Here is an 18,635-nt window from a genome sequence, read left to right on the forward strand (position 1 = left end):
GACACCGGTTAGGCATTAGACATTCTAATTTAACCGCATTTTCATTCGCAAAAATTCAAAGGTCGCTTATTCAATGATGAATAGGTTAGGGGGATTTTGACTTTAAAAAGGTTAAAAACAGGTCTTTTGAAAGACCATAAGCGACTTTTAAACCAAATCTTACAGGGGAATTTTATGAGAAATTTTAAATTAAAATCGGCATTACTTATGCTGAGCATGGCTGCTACTGTGCCAGTATGGGCTGCTGATACCAGTCTGAATGGCCTATTTAATCTAAAGCAGGATTGCCAGGCGAGTAATGATTCAATTGACCGTATAGGTGCAGCATTTGCATGCGGCAGTATTCATGGGGTAGTTAAATCTGCATATTACTCACTTAATAATGGCTATTTTGTGAATAATTTAAATCAGGATACGACCGTCATTGGTGGGTATATTAAATATGAAACAGCTCCTTTTTATGGCATACAGGCAGCTGTGGGATATGACATACAACGCCGACTGGATGATAAAAATGAAAATGATGAAGTGCCAGAATTACAAGAAGATAGGGATGGTCTAGCAGAAGCTTATGTAAGCTGGAAAAACGATTTGGCTAGAGTGACGATTGGTAACCAACGGCTAAATTTACCTTTTATGGGCGATTATGCTGACCGTCGTGTATTAATGTTTTTATATCAGGCCGCTGATGTACAGATTGGCAATAATTATGATTTCTTACGTTTCACTAAAGTAAATAAATATAAAAGTTATGGCGAGGATGAGTTCAACAAAACTTCTCGTCAAAATTCAAATGTTGAAACCAATGGGGTTTGGTCGGTTGGTGCAGGGAAACGCTTTAATTTAGCCAATGATAAAAGTTTAAAAACGCAATTTTGGTATCAAAATTATGACGACTATACTCGTCTAATTTATACCCAAGCTGATTTGGCAATTCCAAAACTTAATTATAGTCCTGAATTTTCAATACAGTATATTTCAGGTAAAGATCAGGGCAAAGCACTTGCTGGAGAGGTTAATAGCCAAATTTTCGGTGTGCAGGCTGCGTTTAAGGTTATGCCTACTGCCAGTCTAAAAGTCGCGTATAACTATATAAAACCAGATCAGGGTAGTTATTTGAATGGGGCATTACTAACACCCTATGCAGCTAAAACCTCTTCAGGTGAACTTTTTGCCCAGCCATTTTTCACCAGCACTCAAGATTTAGGTTCAGGTAATGCATTGATGTTGTCTTTAGAAGGTAAATTAACAGATCAGTTGATAGCTGGCGCGCGTTATTCATTTATGGACTTAAAAGAGTCGGAAAATGTCGCGAGTCGAAATCAATCTGAATACATGTTGTTTGGTATTTATAATTTTACGGGAGCTTTAAAAGGTTTTAGTGTCAGCAATTTTGCAGGTATCCAAACATCACCACGCTATGACAAAAATTTCTTACAAAACCGTTTTGCACTGTCTTATAAGTTTTAACTGTGTTTTATAGCATCCAGTGCATATTTAAATCGAAATATGCACTTTTTTTTATGGGTTAAAAAATCCCCCTATAGAGGGGGAAAGTATTTAAATATTTAGTCGAGAGGATTGCCGATAATATTACTGATGATCCCTTGCATGATGTGAGTACCTTGTTCCTGATATAAAGATTCATACCACTCTTGCGTGATTTTCGGGTCTTTCATGTGTGTCACATCGCAACGTTTTCGGGCTCTTAACACCATTTCCTTAGTACGATCATTGCGTTTGTTTTGATAGCGGTTCAAAGCATCTTCTAAACCAAAGGTATTGATTTGTAAGGCACGAGCAAGATAAATCGCATCTTCCATGGCTTGGCAGCCACCTTGTCCAATATCCGGAGTCGTGCTATGGGCGGCGTCACCTAAGAGTACTACACGTCCTTTATAGAAATTCATAAAAGGCTCAATATCATGGATCTCGACACGATTGGTTTTTTTCTCATCTAAACGCTCAATGAGTTTTTGTACTGGTTCACACCAACCACTAAAATACATTTTAAGGTCTTGCTTATAATGTTCACGCTGATTTGACAGTCCAGCCTCAAGCGGCACATCAAAGAAGAAATAGAAACGATTTTGTGCAACGGGCATGAGTGATACACGTTTACCTTCACCAATATATGTGGTCCATTGCATGGCTGGTGCAATCTGCTCATCAATATCAACCAATCCATTCCAATTTACATAGCCAGCATAGCGACGTTCAACTTGATGACCCAGTACAAACTGCCGCGTAAGTGAATGTGTACCATCTGCATCAATCAATAGATCGGCTGTAATCTGCGAACCATCCTGAAAATGTATGGTGACATCATTTTGATGAGCTTCAATTGCAGTCATTTTCATACCGAGTTTGATGTCTTCCAGACCAAATTGCTGCATTAATAATTGTTGTAGATCAGCTCGAGCGACAGGATAGGCACGTTGGCCTACTTCTTTATATAAAGGTAACAAACTAAATTGGGTCATGGTTTGTTGGTTAAGGCCATCAAGATATGCTAAAGACTCCATTTGTCCACCTAGTTTCTGGATTTGATCCGTTAAACCAAGATAGTTGAGACACTTAACACCATTTGACCAAAGTGAGATGGCAGCGCCAACAGGTAATATTTCGGCTGCTTGCTCATAGATTGTGACCTGATGACCAAATTTTTTTAAAGCGATACCAGCAGTTAAACCGCCCATACCTGCACCTACAATCGCAATATTCATTGTTCAGATCCTAAGTATTTAAGTAAGTTTCTAAACGGTTCTAAGCGAGAAGTGTGCCAATTTTATTAACTGGTTTTACTGGTCATACCAGTAATATTGCCTCATTAAAAAGCAATCTTAATAAAGTGGTATTGATGTGGTTCAAAGTATGGAGCAAAGTAGTGCATAGCACTACAAATTTGGAATTTATGATTATATTGCGCTGTTATGTCTGGAAAAATACACACCAGCACGCTGTGCGGCACCAATAATATGTGCTTGCATAGCTTTTTCAGCTGCTGCTGAGTCCTGATTAAATAAAGCTTGCAGAATTAATTCATGTTCATGAATGGTTTTAAATGCCAGATTGGGTTGAACAAAGGGTAGGATCTGACTCTTTTTAATCCAGTCTGTATGTATTTTAAGTGTTTGAATAATCGATTGATTATGACTAAGTTCAATAATATGTTGATGAAATGCATAATCGAATTCAGAGGCTGCTTGCCAGTTTTGTTCTTTGATTGCACTTGCTAATGATTGGTAATGTTGCTGTAAGATGGACTTATCATCTTCAGTTAAATACTCACATGCGAGAAGTGCGCAAAAACTTTCTAGTACATAGCGTAATTGATAGAAATCTTTAAGTGATACACGATGTTCACCATCCCATTGTTCTGCGGCTTGGCTATGCTGTGAAATAACGTAAACACCTTTACCTGCTTTGATTTCTAATAGACCTAAAGCGGCGAGGCGGGTTAATGCTTCACGTAAAGAAGCACGACTGATTCCTAATTGAATGGCAAGCTCACGTTGTGAGGGTAAGGCAGACCCGACTGCATAAGTATTTTGTTGAATGCGTTGATAAATGATTTCCACCGCTTGCTCAGTCACCTGAGATGATTTTCCATTGAGCATAGCTTGTGGGCTCATAAGCAACATACCGTAAATATATAAATAAATAATTTGATTCTACACAAAATTTATCTATTTGTTGGTGCACGTGCTTAAAATTAGCCGTATTTTTAATAACAGATCAGACCAGTTGAACTGGATATTACGTTATTGAATAAGGATAAAAAGTTTAAGAATGATTAATGACAATATGTATTGCTGAAACTTCAGAACGGTCAGAGACTATTTATCTCTGACCGTACACAGTACTTTTAATACTTTCCGTTGAAGTTTGCGCTAATTCTTTGTTTTAAATATTCTTTAGCTGTAATGGCCGGATATTTCTTTTGTGGCCCTTCAATGATCATATCTTCATTGGCTTGGCAGAAGAATGCCAAACTATAACGTGCGCCTTGATATTCATTTGTTTCAGGATTTTTAACACGATGAAAATTAGAAGGCAGTTGATCATCGCTCCAACGCGTGAGCATATCACCGATATTACAGGTAATTACATCATCACGTGGCTCAATGCTGGTCCATTGCTGTTCTTCCATATCTTTACCCGGACAAACTTGCAGGCCACCTTGTCCTTTACGTTGGAACAGTAGCGTTAAACAGTCAAAATCTGTATGTGCTCCTGCACGCCATAGACCTAATTGATCTTTAAGAGCAGGGTCAATTGCGTAGTAGTGCAGCATTCTTAAGGTACTTTGGTAGCTTTCTTGATCAGGGTCATGAGCAAGAGTAAAGAAGTTATCGACAAAACCTAGTTTATAAGCAAAGCAAGATAAAATTTTCATGCCAACTTGCCAGCATGCATGTTCAAACTCCAGCATGGTATCTTTAAAATTAGGTAACTCCTCTTGACTAGGATAAAGACCTTCCATACGTGGGCGGGTAATTTGATAAGACTCTTTTTGGTCTGGTGTACTAGTCGATGGACGAACCTGTGCCTTACTTTCCCAACCTGCATTGCGATTGAGTGGGTAGCGAGCTTTAATTGATTCTGGCAGATTAAAAAACTGTTGTGTCATTTCAAATGCAGTTTGAATTTGCTCAAGTGGAATCCCATGATTCGATACTTGAAAGAAGCCAATATCGGTAGCTGCTGACCAGAGTTGGTCCGCAATTTCATATTTACGTTGTTCAAAATTTGATAAATTAATGACCCGGACTTCCCGTTCAAAGGTCTCTTGACCAAAAGCTCCCATACGAGCTTCTTTTTGCAGTTCTTCTAAGCCGTAGTCATTTTCAGCTACGGGAGTCATATTGGCGCTATTCATATTTCAACCTCATATTTTGGATAATCGTGACCCAATCAAATAGATTGAAATAGATGGGTCACATTCAAAAAAGAGCCACACGTTCTTAATAAAAGATAACTTTATGCAAAGAACATGAGCTGTTTTCTGAGCAATGACCCACATAGCAATTAATATTACTACTATGCTGAACGCTTCTACTCTGACATAGAGCATGTAGCACTTTTTGTGCCAATTTATAAGGATAGGTTTTGAAGTTGAGATGGGGAGAGCAATATTGCATTTAAGATGAATCAGCGATGAATAATCAAAAAGCTCTTATGCTAGAAAAGCACCTGTGAAGTGCATTAATGATGACCTAGTGCACCACTAAGCCGCATATAAAACAAATTAATTAACGCAGTTTGTTCATTGAGGCATGATTAAAAATAAGCCCAAATTAGATTATTACTATGAAAAATAAAATGAAATCAAAATTGGCACAGAGCTTGCTAATTCATTCCTGAGTATAAGCGGTCAGTGTGTAGTAAACATGCGGGACATTGCTCTACAGCGTTTGCTGTTCCTCTTTTGGGGACAAAACCATCTTGGTTTTGAGAGAAATGTGCATTTGATACATTGATTGCCCCCCTAAAAAGAATAGCAAAATAAATCAATACAGATTTAGGGGGCTTATTTATGAATATTCAGCACTATGTAGGCAAAGGGCGACGTACTGTTATTGTAAGTGCATTATTGGGGCTAGGAACAATTTTTAGTTCAACCAGTTATGCTGTCGATAAACTTGTTCTACAAACCACGTGGTATGCACAAGCTGAGCAAGGTGGATATTATCAGGCACTTGCACAAGGAATTTATAAAAAATACGGACTCGATGTCGATATTAAAATTGGTGGGCCACAGGTCAATAATATGACCTTACTATTGTCCAAACGTGCCGACATTATAATTAATTATGATTTACAAGTCTTAAAGGGTATTGAAAGTAATTTTCCAATCAAAGCAGTTGCGGCACCATTTCAGTTTGATCCACAAGGTGTATTAACTCATAGCGATGTAAAGTCCTTGGCAGATTTAAAAGGCAAAACAATTCTTGTTTCAACCAGTGGGCAAGCAAGCTGGTGGCCATGGTTAAAAGGGAAATATAAATTAAATGCAGCGCAGGCCCGCCCTTATACCTTCAATATGCAGCCATTTTTAGCTGGCAAAAATGTGGCACAGCAAGCCTATGCAACCTCTGAAGTCTTTCAGGCAAAAAAAGCAGAACCTTCAAGTAATTTCTTTTTATTTGCTGATGCTGGATATCCAGCTTATGGCGGTATTTTAGTTACACGTAATGATCTGATTCAAAGCAAGCCAGATGTTGTGCGTCGTTTTGTTCAGGCATCGATGGAGGGATGGAAAAACTATTTAGCTGATCCTCGATTAGGGAATAGTCTGATTAAAAAAGAAAACCCAAATATGAAAGATGATCTGCTGGCCTTTGCAGTAGGTCAGATGCGCAAACTCAAACTGATTGATGGAGGAGATGCTAAAACACAAGGAATCGGGGTCATGACCGATGCGCGTTGGAAAGCCACACGAGATTTTATGGTGAACGCTGGTTTGTTAAAAGCTCAAACCAACTGGAAAACTGCTTATACCACACAGTTTGTTAAAACTGCCAAGTAGTTAGGGTTAAGAAATAAGGCATTCGCGCGGAGGGGAAACCATATGAATTCTGCATTAACAATTGATACTTCTATACATGAATCTTCAAATTTTATTACGCCAATGATTATGGTCAGAGGAGTAGAAAAGACCTATCCAAATGGCACTAATGCTTTACAGCGTTTGGATTTAAATATTGCACGTGGTGAGATTATTTCATTACTTGGACCGTCAGGTTGCGGGAAAAGTACTTTACTGAAAATGTTTGCCGATCTGGAGCAACCTTCTGCGGGACTAGTGCGTTGGAATGGCAAGGCCGAGATTCAATCACAATGCAAAATGGCAATGGTCTTTCAAGAAGCAACCCTGATGCCTTGGGCTAATATTGCAGAAAATGTACGCTTACCTTTGGATTTGCAGCATATTTCGAAATCAACTAGTACACCAAAAGTTACGGCCGCATTAAAGGCCGTTGGTTTAGAAAACTTTAGTCAGGCTTATCCCCGCGAACTTTCAGGGGGCATGCAAATGCGTGCCTCTTTGGCTCGTGCATTAGTGACTGAACCAGATTTACTGTTAATGGATGAGCCCTTCGGAGCTTTAGATGAATTTACTCGCCATAAACTTGACAGTGATATTCGTCAATTATGGTCTGAGCGAGATTTAACCGTAGTTTTTGTTACTCATAGCATCTATGAAGCAGTGTATTTATCTTCTCGGGTCATTGTGATGGGGGCACGACCAGGACGTGTGGTGGCTGACCTTGAAATTGAGGGGCCTTATGTGCGTGATGAAGCTTTCCGTAGTTCTGAAGTCTTTATTCAACAATGTTCACATCTATCCCAAGTATTAGCTGAGGCAAGCGGAGGGCATGGTCATGATTAAACCATTAATGGAACATCCAAAGTTACAACGTATTGCAGCTCCACTAGGGTTAGGTCTGATTTTCCTACTAGTTTGGCAGTTGAGTTTTCAACAGCTTGAAGTACCTGTCTATGTCGTACCAAAACCCAGCGATATTGTTATGGCAATGATTAAAGAGTCCAGTGTGTTATTTGGAAGCTTGTTGATCACACTAAAAATTACCTTATTGGCTTTTGTCTGTGCTGTAGTCATTGGCACCTTGATCGCTTTCGTCTTTGTACAAAGCCGTGTAGTAGAAGCCTGTTTTATGCCTTATGCCATTTTATTTCAGGTGACTCCAATTGTCGCTATTGCCCCTCTGGTGATTATCTGGATTCAAAATACAACATTAGCATTAGTAGTCTGTGCCATGTTAGTTGCAGTATTTCCGATATTGACCAACACCACTTTAGGTCTACGTAGTGTTAACAAAGGTTTGCTTAATCTTTTTCAGATCAATAAAGCCAGTCGTTGGCAAATTTTAATGCGCTTACGTGTGCCGAATGCTTTGCCTTATTTCTTTGGGGGGGTGCGTATTTCTTCTGGTTTGGCACTTATTGGCGCCGTGGTTTCTGAGTTTGTGGCTGGAGCAGGTGGGACTAGTGCAGGTTTGGCTTACCAAATTTTGCAAGCAGGTTTTCAGCTCGATTTACCATTAATGTTTGCAGCATTATTTCTTATCACATGCACAGGCTTGGGTTTATTTGTGCTGATGTCTTTATTAAGTCATTTCTTTTTAAGTAAATGGCATGAGAGTGAACAAGTATGAGTCATGATCTTTCAAATAATGGTTCTTTAAATCATCGCTATTTAATCAAAAATGCTTATGCCATTCTGACAGGGTTATCGGGGGATGCAGCACGTTCTTCATTTACTGATATCCGTATTCAAGACGGTAAAATTATTGAATTGGGACAACTGACCGCACAATCGAATGAACAAATTATCGATGCGAAAGACTGTGTAATTTATCCAGCTTGGGTAAATACTCATCATCATTTATTTCAATCTTTATTGAAGGGAGAACCGCAAGGTTTAAATCAAAACCTAACCTCATGGCTTGCCAGTACACCCTATAGATTTCGTGGTGCATTCGATGAAGTCACATTTCGGGTGGCAGTACGCATTGGGTTGATTGAATTATTAAGGTCAGGTTGTGCAACAGTAGCAGATCATCATTATCTTTACTGGCCACAAATGCCGTTCGATGGGGCTGCGATTTTATTTGATGAAGCTGAAAAGTTAGGCATGCGTTTTGTGTTATGCCGAGGTGGTGCAACTCTAACGCGTGGCTTGGAAAGTGAATTACCGCAAGCATTACGTCCTGAGAAATTTGAAGACTATATGGAGGATATAGAACTCCTAGTACAGCGATATCATCAGCCGAGTTCAGATGCGTTCCGAAAAATTGTGATGGCACCGACTTCAACTTTGCATTCGACCACTGCACAGCAACTAAGAGAAAGTGCCAAGATTGCTAGACAATTGGGTATTCGCATGCATAGCCATTTATCTGAAACAGTAGATTATCTGGATGCGGCTAGAGCCAAATTTGGTATGACACCTGTCCAGTTTTGTGCAGAGCAAGATTGGATTGGAAGCGATGTCTGGTTTGCCCATTTGGTTAAGCTATTACCTGAAGAAATACAGCTGTTGGGCCAAACTCAAACAGGGATTGCACATTGCCCTCAGAGTAATGCACGTTTGGGGAGTGGTATTGCTGATCTTGTCAGTTTAGAACAAGCGGGTATGACTATTTCGATTGGAGTAGATGGTGCGGGCTCGAATGAAGCCGCAGATATGTTATCTGAAACCCATGCTGCATGGCTGTTACAACGGGCCAGAAAGGGCATGTCGGCTCTACCTCAATATGAGGGTGGGTTATTTGAAGGCGGAGCAGATGCTGCAAGTATTGAGGATATCATTCGTTGGGGAACCTTAGGTGGAGCTAAGATTTTAGGTTTAGATCAAGTTGGTTCAATTGAGGTTGGACAACAGGCAGATTTAGTGGCTTATCAATTGGATGATCCGCGTTATTTCGGATTACATGATATGGCGATTGGTCCTGTGGCAAGTGGTGGGCGAGCACATATTAAAGCCATGTTTGTGGCTGGAAAAATGGTGGTAGAAAATGATCAAATTCCTGATGTTGATATGATGGAATTAGCTTGGCAAGCGAAGCAATCGGTGAAACTGTTGCAGCAGCGTAGTGTAGAAATGGCGAAAATAGCCTAACTTAGATATGTGATTAGACAATGATCAATTGATAGCTTTAAGTTTATTCTAAATTAAAGGGAGGCGGTAATCATACCGCCAAATATCAAAGAAGTTTAATGGGTAGGTTTAATACCACCTGAGCATCCTCAATAACATCTAAGCGGAGAATTCTCTAGCGTAGTTCTTATATATAAATAAGGTCAGAAGAGATGAAATATTTGTCTTTTTATAATTTTTAGAAAACGTATCTAGGGTATAAAACTATATAAAAAATAAGATTTTGAAAAAATATAAAATTATACTTATGAGTACAGACAGAGATAAGCTGATCTAAAAACATTACTGATATGAAATAAAATGAATAGTAAGCTACTGTTTATTCCATAAAAAAACATCATAATTGGATATAACCTTTATTTGTAAACCTTGTCCTAAGCTATTATGAAAATTGAAGATATTGAAGCTTTTGTTTGTTTTGTCAATGTTCAATCCACCAGTCTGGCTGCCCAGCAATTAGGTATTTCACAACCTGCTATTACTAGAAGAATCCAAAATCTAGAATCAGATTTGGGATTACAACTTTTTGACCGTAATACGCGCCCTCTAAAATTGACTCAGCTAGGATTTCAAATTTTTGAGCAGTGTGCTCAGGTTACTGCTGAAATAGATGCATTAGGTCAACTAGTTAACAGCTATAAATTATCGACCCAAAACTTACGGATTGGTATAGCGACAAGTCTATCGGACACGATCTTGTCTGGTATTTTAGAAGACTTAAAGCAAAGTTATCCCACATTAAACTTAGAAATTAGCACAGGTTGGGGTATCGATTTATTAGATAAATTTAAGGAAAAAAAGCTAGATTGCATTTTTTCAACAACAGCTCAAACTTATGGGCAGAATGACCAGATAAACATGGAAATTTTGGGTCAGTTACAAATTGTGCCGACTGTTTCTAAAAAATTAAAAAAGATGTCCGTTCAGCATCTTGCCGATTGTCAGTCTTTAGGATGGGTTCTTAATACTGAAGGGTGCGGTTTTCGCCAATATCTTGTATCGGAATACCATAAATTGAATCAGTTACCTAATATAAAAATTGAGGTTACAGGAACCAATTTGCAGATGAATTTATTGGCTCAAGGTCTTGGAGTAGGATTATTACCCAAAGAAGTTTTTGAAAAGAGTATTTATGCTGCTCAACTTACCTCAATCGAACTTACTGACTTCAATTTATCAGTGCAACTTTTTTATATGATTCAACCCGATTTGAATGAAGTCTATCAATCAATTTGCCAAGAGATGAGCCGTAAAGTACAGAGCATACTCGGATGGGGATGAAATAAAATATCAAGAAATTTTATTAAGCAAAAACAATATAAAAAGCATTAATTGAAGATAAGGCTTTCGTTGGCGTCCGCAATGTTTTGAGCACCACTCATTCTGTTAGTATTCCATGTTTTAATATTATTATATATTTAATATTTGTTTTTAACATATTAAGACCTGCCGTATTCTTATAAAAAATACATCGGGTTTAAATATGGCAATTCAAATTTTAGGAATGATCTGGCACCGTGAGGCATCTGAAATTATTCCAGCGACGAAAACGTTTGATAAAAATTATATTGTCAAAATTGCTCAGGCACATGAACAGGCAGGGTTTGACCGTATTCTATGTGGCTATTGGTCGGATCAGGCTGATGGTTTTTTAGTGACAGCCTATGCTGCTGCACATACATCTAAAATAAAATTTTTACTAGCACATCGTCCAGGCTTTGTTTCTCCAACATTGGCAGCCCGTAAATTGGCAACCTTGGATCAGTTGACGGATGGACGTTTAGCGCTACATGTTATTTCTGGCGGGAGTGATATCGATCAGAAAAAAGATGGAGATTTTTTAAACAAACAAGAACGCTACGCACGTAGTGCCGAGTTCATCGAAGTTGTACAAAAAACATGGTATAGCCAAGAACCTTTTAGCTATGAAGGTGATTATTACCATGTAGTAGATGCTTATTCTGAAATTAAACCACTCCAAACACACTTACCAATTTATTTTGGTGGTTCTTCAATAGAAGCTTTACAAGTTGCCGCAAAGCAGGTTGATATTTTTGCCCTTTGGGGAGAGCCTCTAGCGGCGGCCCAAGAGCAGGTTGAAACACTAAATCAGTTGGCAGCACAACATGAGCGCCAACTTGATTACAACATTTCATTTCGTCCAATTATTGCTGATAGTGAGTCCATAGCTTGGGAAAAAGCGCAAGAAATTTATCAATTATCTAAAAAACAATTAGAAAATTTTGGCTTACAAGCTGCTAGAAAAAAACCACAAAGTACGGGTGGGCAACGTTTACTTGCAGCAGCGGCTCAAGGTGAACGTTTAGATACCAATTTATGGACTGGTATTACTTCTTTAGTTCAAGGTAGTTATAACTCCACGGCATTAGTGGGGACCCCAGAACAAGTTGCAGAGTCTATTTTGCAATATTACAAACTCGGCATTCATAGCGTATTGATACGTGGATTTGATCCTGTTCAGGACGCAATTGATTATGGTCGAGAGCTATTGCCCCAAATCCGTGAAAAAATAGAAAAATATGATCAACAGCAACAGCTGATTTCGGCCTAATCTGAAAGGAAATAATAATGAATCACTATGGCAAAATTTTATTGGGTGTTTTTACAACAGCAATTTTAGTCGGTTGTACAAAAAAAGAGACTTCACCTGAACATGCTCAGGCATCTGAAGTCAAAGCAAATAAGGGGCAGGTTGTGCTCAATATTGGTGATCAAAAAGGCAATATGCGTGCACAGCTTGAAGCATCTGGTGCTTTAAAAAATGTCTCATATAAAATCAATTGGTATGAATTTCCAGCTGCTGCACCAGTTGCAGAAGCATTAAAAGTAGATGCGATTGATATTGGTTATTTGGGTGATGCACCGTTTATTTTTGCCAATTCTAATGGGGGAACAGCCAAGGCTATTGCCGTGTATAAAGCAGATCCATATCCAGTTGCTATTTTAGTGCCACAGAATAGTCCAATTAAGTCTGCCAAAGATTTAAAGGGTAAAAGTTTAGCATTTAATAAAGGCTCAATTAGTCATCTTCTAACTTTAAAGGCCCTAGAACAACAAGGTCTGAAGCCTGAAGATGTAACGTTTAAATTTTTACCGCCTGCCGATGGAAAATTAGCTGTTGCCAATGGTTCAGTAGATGCTTGGGTGGTATGGGATCCATATACGGCATATGCTGAGCTCAAGGATCATTTTCGTGTTGTGGTTAATGGCCGTGGTTTGTATTCAGGTTATACCTTTTTAGCAGCCACGGATAAATCTTTAAAGGATCAGAGCAAACGTGTGGCAATTCAAGATTTCATCTATCGTTTAAAAGAGTCACAAGCTTGGGCGGGACAACATGGGGATGAGTTTGGTAAAGCTTATGCCAAAATCACTGGACTACCAGAAGATGTGGGAATAAAAGCTTTTAAACGCCGTAATGCCTCGTGGGAGCCGATCGATAATGAAGTGATCAAAGTTTCTCAAGGAACTGCCGATTTTTATACCAAATATAAGCTGATTGATAAAAAGTTTGATGTGACATCTTCATTTGATACTGGTTTTAAAGTGGAGCAAAAATAAAGATGAGTCAGTTGCAACAAGTACTCCAGCCATTGATTGAAAGAATAGAATATGGAATTTCACAGCAATTAGAAGATGTTGATCTCATACAATCTTTTATTCCAGAGTTTCGTAGATTGCTGCATTTAAATGATTGGTTGCCAAGCTCTTATCGGCAACCGAATCCTGAACGCTATCAACAGTTTTTATTATATCGCGATCCGGAAGATCATTTTTCAATTGTCAGTTTTGTATGGGATAAGGGACAAACTACACCAATCCATAATCATGAAGTTTGGGGAGTCGTTGGTGTCCTGCAAGGTGAAGAAATCTCACAGCGTTACCAAAGAAATGCATTAGGGCATTTTGAGATCACAGGTGAACCAGATCATTTAAAAGTTGGCGAAATTGATTTTTTTACTCCAGCCTTGGGTGATGTGCATCAAGTGAGTAATGCGCTGTCCGATCAGGCTTCGATTAGCATTCACATTTATGGTGCTGATATTGGCAAAGTAGAACGCTATACCTTTGCTTTAGATGGCACAGCAAAGCGTTTTATTTCAGGTTATTCAAATCAGGAACATTAATATGACAACCAATATTCAAACTTATCAAGATATCCGCAAAAAGCTATTGGCTGGTCAAGAAATCGCACTAATTGATGTACGTGAAGAAGATCCATATGCTCAAGGTCATCCTTTGTTTGCTGCCAATATTTCACTTTCCAAATTTGAAGTAGAAATTCTCAATCGAATACCTCGTCTGTCTACAGATATTGTTATTTATGACAATGGTGAGGGCTTGGCAGAACGTGCCTATCAACAGTTACAAGCATTAGGCTATCAGCAGATTTCATTATTGGATGGTGGTTTACAAGGCTGGAAAGATGCAGGCGGTGAAATTTTTATTGATGTCAATTCGGCAAGTAAAGCTTTTGGTGAATTTGTTGAACACCATAAAGGAACGCCGTCACTGTCAGCTCAAGAAGTCAAAAAATTAATTGATGATCAGGAAAACATTGTCATTCTGGACGCTCGTCGTTTTGATGAATATCAAACCATGAGTATTCCGGGCGGTATCAGCGTACCTGGTGCTGAATTGGTACTCCATGCTAAAAATATTGTTAAAGATGAAAACACTAAAATTATTGTGAATTGTGCGGGGCGTACACGTAGTTTAATTGGTACACAGTCATTGATTAATGCCAAGATTGGACATGAAGTCTATGCTTTACGTAACGGTACGATTGGTTGGACATTGGCACAGCAACAATTAGCTTTAGGACAACAGCAACAATATACTAATTTTGCTAATAAAAATAATCTATTAGGCGTATTAGAGAATGCCAAACAATTAACACAACAGGCTGGTGTAAAAACGATTAGTTTGGAACAACTACAACTATTCCAACAACAGAGTGAACGCACTACCTATGTTTTTGATGTACGGTCAGAAGAAGAGTACATACAAGCGCATCTACCCAATAGCCGTTGGATTGGTGGTGGGCAACTAGTTCAGGAAACTGACCATTATGCGAGTGTACGCGGTGCCAGAATTGTACTCATTGATGATCAACTCGTCCGTGCTTATATGACTGCCTCTTGGTTGGCGCAAATGAATTGGGATGTCTACGTACTCGATGCGGATTTTCAGACAATATTTACCGAGCAAGGAGCATGGAAACCAGTTGTTCCGTTATTGCATATAAAACATCGGATCACACCTGAACAATTGCAAGCATGGTTAGATGTCCGTGAAGAAGTCACTATTCTGGATTTTACAACTAGTGCAAACTATCAAAAAGGGCATATTCCTACTGCTCAATGGGTATTAAAAGCAGATATTGAACGTCTGTTTAATGAGAAAAAAATTCCAACAAACCATAAAATTGTTGTGACTTGTGGTACTAGTCTGTTAGCACAATATGCAGTATCTGCTCTTCAAGCTAAAATTTCAGAAAATGTTTATGTCTTGGAAGGCGGTAATCAGGCATGGGCAAAAACTTTTGTTTTGGAAACTGATAAACATGTGTATTTATCACCCCGCATAGATCGGTATAAACGCCCTTATGAAGGAACGGATAATTCTATCCAAGCTATGCAAGACTATTTAGAGTGGGAATATGGATTAGTTGCCCAACTGAATACAGATGGAACACATGGTTTCTTTGTGGTTTAGTTAAATATTTAACTAAAATATTGATAAAAATAATAATAGCTCTTTTAACGCGAAGAAGAGCTATTATGAAAATCAAAAGTATTAATCAAAACTTTTTCTTGAGATTTCTCTAAAAAAATCTTTTTGAAACTAAAGTAATAACTGTTGCCTGAAAAACAGTGATTCAACAATAAACTATCACTTTTATGCACAGATAGAGAAAGATATTTTTATAAACTATTGAAAATACTTGTAAAAATATTTGGCATGTAAATTGAAATATAACAGCAATATTTTTTTATCTCATCGTTTAACAATCGACGTTATGAGGGGGGTATTGCAAAAATGTCAGATTATTCGCAAAGTCTTATTTCACTGTTGGCATACCACGCAACAGCACGTCCAGATGCAATTGCATTAAGACATAAAAAGCTGGGTCTGTGGCAGCACTGGTCATGGAAAAACTTACTAGAACTTAGCGAAAGATACGCGTCTGCGCTTTATGAGTGTGGTTTTCAAAACAAGCAAACTTTTCTTATTGTCAGTGCTCCGAATATTGATGTAGTTGCTATTAGTCTGGCTATACAGGCTTTAGGTGGCGAAGTTCAATTGATTGACCAAAGTGTTGATACATTAACAACAGAAGACTTTTTACGACACCTTGCGATTTTAAAGCCAGATTATATTCTCGTAGAAGAGCTAGAGCAGCTTGTTTCAATTGAGACATTACGTTATCACCCAATTTATATTTTTTATATTGAACAAAGCAAATTAAGTACATTTGAATATGACTATGTTGTAGCTGTCGATAAGTTATTAAAAAATTCCAACGAGAAATATCGTATTGATTTTAAAACGAGTCAGCTCGAACCTGCACAAATTGCTTTTAGCTTTGAACGGATTGAATCTAATCAACGACTGAGAGTGCAATATTCTCATCAAGATTTGATTGCAGAAGCCAAACATTTAGTTCAAAACCACCACCTAGATCATCATGAGGAAGCATTTGTTACGCGTGCTTTTTCAAGTGTTGGGCACATTCGTTATCTATGGTCATCATGGTTACTTGCAGGTTTTAACTTAAATATTCCTGAGACCTTAAATACTCGCGATCAGGATAGACAGATTATTTCGCCAACATTGGTTTTAGGGACCAATGAAACCTATGCCCGTGTTGAGCAGTTAATTTATAACCGCTTACCAAGTGATAAATGGCTTGCCAAACATTACCGGCACGCACTTCAAAAACAGAAAAATGAAGAAAAATTATCTTTGGTTGATAAGTTTAGCTTTGCCTTATTCAAGCAAGTCATTTTAGAAGAGTTGGGTTTTTCACATCTTAAAGTGGCTTTAACAGTGGGGCAGCCTGTAACGCTTGCAACACGAAATTTTTATCAAAGTTTAGGTGTGAAGTTACACGAATGGGGAGAATATGCCGAATGGCAAAGTACCCAATTGGACAATTCGCAGCTTCATTCTTTGCCCATAACAACAATAACTTAAGAAGGGGAATATATGTCAGTATCATCTGTGGTATTGCTAGAACTTAAGGCGATTGATTTATCTTTTGGCTCTTCACAAGTGCTCAAGCAGCTTAGCTTAGAGGTGAGAGAGGGAGAGATTTATTCTTTAATTGGTCCCAATGGGGCTGGCAAAAGTTCAGTAATTAATATTATTAATGGCATTTATCAGCCGCAATCTGGTCAGATCATTTTTGCTGGTCAGGTTTTGCATAACTATAAGGCAAAGCATGCACCCTATTTAGGAATTGCGCGCACCTTTCAAAATTTAGCACTCTTCAAACAAATGTCGGTATTGGACAATGTCTTAACTGGACGGGTATTAAAAAGTCGTCACTCATTGTTAGGTGCATTATTTTCTTTACCAAGCACTCAAAAAAATGATGATTTACAGCGTTTTAAAGCTGAAGAAATTTTAAAACTGTTGAATTTACAAGAATACCGAGACCAATTGGTTAGCTCGTTGTCTTATGGTTTGCAAAAACGTGTTGAGTTAGCAAGAGCATTGGCAGCAGAACCTCAGTTTCTGCTTTTAGATGAGCCAATGGCTGGAATGAACCATGCTGAAAAACGAAGTATTGCCAAGTTTATTCAAAAGATAAATCAACAGTTGGATATAACCATTTTCATGATTGAGCATGATTTGTCTGTCGTTATGGATATTTCCGACCATATTGTGGTGCTGGACTATGGCAAAAAGATTGCAGAAGGCACGCCACAACAAATTCAAGAACATCCTGAAGTGCTGAGCGCATATCTAGGGATTCAAGCGCTTGAAGCGCATTGAGCATATACAAATAAATTAAAAATAAGAGGTTAGTTTTTATATGTCATTTTTTCTAGAAGTCTTGCTAGGGGGTACGTTGGCAGGTGTCATGTATTCCTTGGTTGCCATTGGGTTTGTTTTAATTTATCGGGCATCGGGTGTTTTTAATTTTGCACAAGGTTCTTTGGTTTTATTTTCAGCTTTAACTTTTGTCAATTTAACTGAACGTGGCATTCCATTTGTGGTGGCTTTTATTGTCACGCTATTTGTCATTTTTGTGCTGGTACTACTGATCGATGCATTGATTTTAAAACATTTAATTAATCGCTCTGTCATTACATTGTTTATGGCAACTTTGGGTTTGAGTTATGTCATTGAGGGATTAGCTCAAACTGTATGGGGAACACAGGTTCATGGATTAGATCTGGGAATTTCTGATTCACCCATTAATTTCTTTGGCATCATGCTGAGTAAGTTTGATCTGTTCGCAACAGGTATTGCTGGAACATTGGTCATTATTTTATCTCTTTTATTTAGTAAAACCCGCTTTGGTATTTCACTACGTGCAGTTGCTGATGATCCTTTAGCCGCGCAATCTGTGGGGATCCGTTTAAATCATATCTGGATATTGGTTTGGACAGTAGCAGGGTTTGTTGCATTAGTCGCTGGTTTGTTGTGGGGCGCACGTTTAGGTGTTCAATTCTCGCTTTCATTGGTTGTACTAAAGGCATTACCTGTACTGATTATTGGTGGTTTTACTTCGATTGCAGGTGCGATTTTAGCGGGCTTGATTGTGGGAGCAACCGAGAAACTAGCGGAGATTTATTTAGGCGGCATTATTGGCTCCGGAATTGAAAACTGGTTTCCATATGTGCTGGCGATTCTCTTTTTATTGGTATACCCAACTGGTCTGTTTGGTCAGAAACAAGTGACGAGGGTATAA

Annotated in this window: 16 protein-coding genes; 13 read left to right on the forward strand and 3 right to left on the reverse strand. The window is 38.4% G+C overall.

The annotated features are described in order from the left end of the window. The first annotated feature begins 174 nt into the window (after positions 1-174). Positions 175-1,470 carry a hypothetical protein gene (locus AC1PJP_RS14115; protein WP_479767350.1) on the forward strand — a complete coding sequence of 432 codons (1,296 nt, stop codon included), beginning with the start codon at positions 175-177 and terminating at the stop codon, positions 1,468-1,470. Positions 1,471-1,568: 98 nt separating this feature from the next. On the opposite strand, the gene hpxO is transcribed toward AC1PJP_RS14115, so the two are convergent. The 3 genes from hpxO to AC1PJP_RS14130 form a co-directional block, all read right to left on the reverse strand. Beyond that, positions 1,569-2,726 (reverse strand): FAD-dependent urate hydroxylase HpxO, encoded by a 1,158-nt coding sequence (hpxO, locus tag AC1PJP_RS14120; protein ID WP_479767352.1) that lies wholly within the window; start codon positions 2,724-2,726, stop codon positions 1,569-1,571. 192 nt (positions 2,727-2,918) lie between these two features. Next, positions 2,919-3,635, reverse strand: coding sequence for a FadR/GntR family transcriptional regulator (locus AC1PJP_RS14125; protein WP_002113694.1), 717 nt, complete (start codon positions 3,633-3,635; stop codon positions 2,919-2,921). Positions 3,636-3,868: 233 nt separating this feature from the next. Then, on the reverse strand, positions 3,869-4,882 hold the full coding sequence (locus AC1PJP_RS14130) for an isopenicillin N synthase family dioxygenase (protein WP_005305900.1): 1,014 nt from the start codon (positions 4,880-4,882) through the stop codon (positions 3,869-3,871). A gap of 657 nt (positions 4,883-5,539) precedes the next feature. Here AC1PJP_RS14130 and AC1PJP_RS14135 point away from each other — a divergent pair. The 12 genes from AC1PJP_RS14135 to AC1PJP_RS14190 all read left to right on the forward strand — a co-directional run bounded on the left by AC1PJP_RS14135 (position 5,540) and on the right by AC1PJP_RS14190 (position 18,635). Beyond that, entirely contained in the window at positions 5,540-6,532 is a 993-nt protein-coding gene (locus AC1PJP_RS14135) for an ABC transporter substrate-binding protein (protein ID WP_086354862.1), read from the forward strand. A gap of 42 nt (positions 6,533-6,574) precedes the next feature. Further along, positions 6,575-7,396, forward strand: coding sequence for an ABC transporter ATP-binding protein (locus AC1PJP_RS14140; RefSeq protein WP_005305894.1), 822 nt, complete (start codon positions 6,575-6,577; stop codon positions 7,394-7,396). Next, positions 7,389-8,183 carry an ABC transporter permease gene (locus tag AC1PJP_RS14145; RefSeq protein ID WP_479767355.1) on the forward strand — a complete coding sequence of 265 codons (795 nt, stop codon included), beginning with the start codon at positions 7,389-7,391 and terminating at the stop codon, positions 8,181-8,183. Before AC1PJP_RS14140 ends, AC1PJP_RS14145 begins: the two co-directional genes overlap by 8 nt. Beyond that, positions 8,180-9,649, forward strand: a complete 1,470-nt coding sequence (locus AC1PJP_RS14150) for an amidohydrolase family protein (RefSeq protein ID WP_416715328.1) — start codon at positions 8,180-8,182, stop codon at positions 9,647-9,649. The genes AC1PJP_RS14145 and AC1PJP_RS14150 overlap by 4 nt, the downstream gene beginning before the upstream one ends. A gap of 423 nt (positions 9,650-10,072) precedes the next feature. Then, the gene (locus AC1PJP_RS14155; RefSeq protein ID WP_479767357.1) at positions 10,073-10,969 is read left to right on the forward strand and encodes a LysR family transcriptional regulator; all 897 of its coding nucleotides are present in this window, start codon (positions 10,073-10,075) and stop codon (positions 10,967-10,969) included. Between the two features lie 202 nt (positions 10,970-11,171). Continuing rightward, positions 11,172-12,260 carry an LLM class flavin-dependent oxidoreductase gene (locus AC1PJP_RS14160; RefSeq protein ID WP_479767359.1) on the forward strand — a complete coding sequence of 363 codons (1,089 nt, stop codon included), beginning with the start codon at positions 11,172-11,174 and terminating at the stop codon, positions 12,258-12,260. Positions 12,261-12,277: 17 nt separating this feature from the next. Next, positions 12,278-13,270 carry an ABC transporter substrate-binding protein gene (locus AC1PJP_RS14165; RefSeq protein ID WP_013197710.1) on the forward strand — a complete coding sequence of 331 codons (993 nt, stop codon included), beginning with the start codon at positions 12,278-12,280 and terminating at the stop codon, positions 13,268-13,270. 2 nt (positions 13,271-13,272) lie between these two features. Then, entirely contained in the window at positions 13,273-13,836 is a 564-nt protein-coding gene (locus tag AC1PJP_RS14170) for a cysteine dioxygenase family protein (protein WP_416706602.1), read from the forward strand. A gap of 1 nt (position 13,837) precedes the next feature. Next, complete coding sequence (locus tag AC1PJP_RS14175; RefSeq protein ID WP_479767361.1) at positions 13,838-15,427, forward strand: rhodanese-like domain-containing protein; 1,590 nt, start codon at positions 13,838-13,840, stop codon at positions 15,425-15,427. Positions 15,428-15,751: 324 nt separating this feature from the next. After that, entirely contained in the window at positions 15,752-16,909 is a 1,158-nt protein-coding gene (locus tag AC1PJP_RS14180) for an AMP-binding protein (protein WP_479767363.1), read from the forward strand. Positions 16,910-16,921: 12 nt separating this feature from the next. Beyond that, the gene (locus AC1PJP_RS14185; RefSeq protein ID WP_192453902.1) at positions 16,922-17,713 is read left to right on the forward strand and encodes an ABC transporter ATP-binding protein; all 792 of its coding nucleotides are present in this window, start codon (positions 16,922-16,924) and stop codon (positions 17,711-17,713) included. A 40-nt stretch (positions 17,714-17,753) separates the two neighbouring features. After that, positions 17,754-18,635 (forward strand): branched-chain amino acid ABC transporter permease, encoded by an 882-nt coding sequence (locus AC1PJP_RS14190; RefSeq protein WP_005305864.1) that lies wholly within the window; start codon positions 17,754-17,756, stop codon positions 18,633-18,635.

It is taken from the genome of Acinetobacter sp. V116_7, assembly GCF_056735735.1.